The sequence below is a fragment of the uncultured Corynebacterium sp. genome (assembly GCF_937999985.1).
In the GTDB taxonomy this organism is placed as follows: Bacteria; Actinomycetota; Actinomycetes; order Mycobacteriales; family Mycobacteriaceae; genus Corynebacterium.
The window spans coordinates 1-3276 of the sequence record NZ_CALLDG010000102.1 but is presented as its reverse complement, the minus strand read 5'-3'; the positions used below and the strand labels follow the sequence as shown (position 1 = coordinate 3276).

General features: G+C 62.6%; 2 protein-coding genes and 1 tRNA gene. 1 reads left to right on the top strand and 2 read right to left on the bottom strand.

The window, feature by feature from the left end; all coding sequences use genetic code 11:
* Window positions 1–461, bottom strand: a 461-nt coding sequence (locus tag Q0331_RS04730; RefSeq protein WP_298075318.1) for a single-stranded DNA-binding protein, incomplete at its 3' end; no start/stop codon positions are given.
* A gap of 219 nt (window positions 462–680) precedes the next feature.
* The gene (locus Q0331_RS04725; RefSeq protein ID WP_298075316.1) at window positions 681–2924 is read right to left on the bottom strand and encodes a cytochrome c oxidase assembly protein; all 2244 of its coding nucleotides are present in this window, start codon (window positions 2922–2924) and stop codon (window positions 681–683) included.
* A gap of 175 nt (window positions 2925–3099) precedes the next feature.
* Here Q0331_RS04725 and Q0331_RS04720 point away from each other — a divergent pair.
* Window positions 3100–3173, top strand: a tRNA-Arg gene (locus tag Q0331_RS04720).
* The last annotated feature ends 103 nt before the right edge of the window (window positions 3174–3276 follow it).

The following is a 3276-nucleotide window of genomic DNA, read 5'->3' as shown; positions in this document are numbered from 1 at the left end:
ACACCCACCAGCTCCGGCGAGCCAGTTGGGTTCTGCGCCGGGTTCTGCTCAGCGTTCTTCTCAGCGTTCTGCTCCACGGCCTTGCGCACGTTCACCAATACATTCCGCGCACTCAGGTCCGGGCCGACGTGGGTGGCACGCACGCGCAGCACGCTGCGGGTCACGGGCTGGCCGTCTTCGCCGTTGGCTTCCCATGTGCTTTGCACGATGCGTCCGACGACGATCACGGACATTCCCTTGCACACCGTCGCGCTGACGTTATCGCCCAGCGCTCCCCAGCACTGCACTTCCATGTAGCACGGGTCGCCGTCTTTCCACTGCCCGTCTGTGCCTTGGTAGCGGTGGTTCATTGCCACGCGGAACGTGGTGAGTGTGGGTCCGCCGTCCAGCCCCTTGATCCGAATCTGCGGGTGGTCAACCGCGTTCCCCACCAGATATGCCTGCGCCAGATTGTTGCTCATCTGACTTGTCCCCTTCCTTGTTGTCGCACCGAAGCTTGTTCCCCGGCGCGTGGCTTTATTGTTAGCGCGTTTCGGGGTTTTTCTTTTTCTTCGTGACGCCACCCTGTGGACAACTCCGCCCATCAAAGGCGCTTTTCCACAGGCTGGAAAGACTGGGGTTGACAGTTCACGGCCGGGTGTGCGTTAGTCCGACTTCCCGCGGGCTTGCTTGTTCTCGGCCTAGTTTTCGCCCTGGCTTTCGGCCGAGCCCTCGGACCGCTTCTCGGCCTGCCCCTTGGTCCCGCCCTGGGGCTGGCTCTTGCCCCTACGCTGGGTCTTGTACTGCGACTTGTGCTTGGCCGAGTGCAGCGTGCTCTGCACGTCCTGGTCGTGGTAATCATCGCCGTAGTACGCGCGGTTGCCGGTATCGATCTGCCCGCTGGAAAGTCCAGCCAGCATCGCGTTGTACGCCTCCAGCTCTTCATCGCCAGTGCGCTCTTCACGGCGATCGAAACGCTTGGCCTCGCGCCGATCGGAACGCAGCCACTGGAACCCGTGGGCGATGGAAACAATCAGCAGCGGAATTTCGCCCAGTGCCCAGGTGATGCTGCCGCCGAGGTACTGCTGGTGATCCAGGTCCACTGGGAATGGGAAGTCCAGCTGGTTGTAGAACTCCGCGTTCAGCGGCTCGGAAATCTGCATCATTGCAATACCGAACCATGCGTGGAAGGTAACCATCGCAAAGAGGGTCAGCATCTTGATGAACGGCGAGAGGTTCCGCGGTGCGGCATCCACGCCGATGATCACCCAATAGAAGATGTACCCCGAGATGATGAAGTGCAGCATCATAAACAGGTGGCCGGCGTGCTCACCCGCGATGGCGTCAAAAAGCGGCGAAAGATAGAGGTAATAGAAGCCGACAACGAACTGCGTTCCGGCGACAATGGGGTGCGTCAGGAAGCGTGAGAACGGGTTGTTGATGAACACGACCAACCATTCGCGCGGGCCCGGCACGCCGTTGCGACCGGCGGCGGGCAGGGCGCGCAGCAGGAGTGTCATGGGGCCGCCGAGGACCCAGAACACGGGCACGGCCATGGAGAGAATGACGTGCTGCAGCATGTGCGGGCCGAACATCGCCATGGAGTACATGCCCAGGCCGGAGCTGGTGGCGAACAGCAGGGTGACGTTGCCGACGGACCACCAGATGAGGCGCTGGATGGGCCACTCGATGCCGCGCTTCCGGATGCTCCGCCAGGCCCACATGTAGCCGGCTTGGAGGAGGATCGCGCCCACGCCGAATACAAGGTCCAGGCGGAACATGGTGAAGTAGCGCCCGATACTCGGCGGCTCGGTGAGGGTGTACCCCAGCAGTACGTCCTGCTGGGTGAGGTCAATGACCTGCTCGATCGGCGGCGGGATGCGGCCCAGGGAGACGGCGATGCCGATAGTGGCGGCCATGATGAAGATTTCCAGGGCAGCGAAGCGGATAAACGGCTTGCGCTGGGCGTTGGTGGTCTTGCCGCTTTCGCCCTCGCCTTCGCGCAGCTTCGGGATGATGCGGGAGCGCTGCTCCCAACCGAACCAGGCCAGGAGCAACGTCATGACCATTTTTGCGACGATGACCAGGCCGTACTGGGTGGTGAAGAGCTCGTCCAGGTGGACGCGCAGCAGTGCGTTGATGAAGCCGGAGATCGCAACGGCAATGATGCAGAACAGCGCCAAGGTGCTGTAGCGCTGGACGATGAGGGCCAGGTGCGGGCCGCGGCGCTTCGCGTGTGCCAGCAGGGCCAGCAGGCCACCCACCCACAGCGAGACGCAGATGATGTGCCAGAGCAGCGAGTTCACGCCGTAGTCGTGGTTACCGCCCGCCGCGGAGTGCCCCTCCAGGGCCAGCGGAACCAGCGAAAGGACCGACAGTGCCAGAAAGATCGGTTGCCAGATCCACTTGCGTGTGAGCAGCGACAGCCCACCGGCCGCGCCAGCGAAGATGGCAACCCAGAGCCAAGCCTTTGACGCCGACACCTGATCCAGCGCAATCCCCCAGTACTCGGGCTTAAGAACTTCTGTGAGGGGGCTGCCGGAGATGTCCGACATGTACATGGGAATCAGCAGGATCGACAGGAGTGCGAAGCCGATCATTCCCCAGGTGCCCGTGCGGGCGGCGCGGAAGCCGTCGAGCGTGAGGTAGCCCTGCTTATCCGGGGGCGTGCCGAAGGCGGCCATAAGGAACCCGCCGAGGCCTAGGCAGCCGATGAAAATCGCCGCGCCGCGGACGAAGGGCAGACCGACGGTGGTCAGCGGGCCGGGGTCCGGAATGCCCAGCAGGGCGAGCGATTCGCCGAGGAAGGAGTAACCGATGGCCGCGGCGAAACACCCGGCGACAAGTGCGCCGATGAGGTACACGAGGCCGGGGTTACCCAGCTTCACGGGCTGGGTCGGGGCTTGCGCTTCTTGCTTAGCTTCCTGATCTGCCTGGGAGGACATGTTTCGAACCTTACCCTGCGCTCCGGACAGGGTGAACTTCCTGGTTTTGTGATGTTGGTTGCGTCACAGCGGTGGCGCACCACCCCGGCGCCTACCTGCGCGGTCGTGCCACGCCAACGGCATGGCTGCCCCGTGATTTCAGCGCGTGGGCGCGTGCATTATCATCTACTCGTATGCCTCCGTAGCTCAGTGGATTAGAGCAGTGGGTTTCTACCCCATGTGTCGCGGGTTCGAATCCTGCTGGGGGCACGCAGGTCAGGGCCACTTTTTGGGGTTTATTAAGCCTCGGAAAGTGGCCTTTGGGCACAATTTAGGCACACTTTTATGGACATCACCCTCGCGACTTTTGACC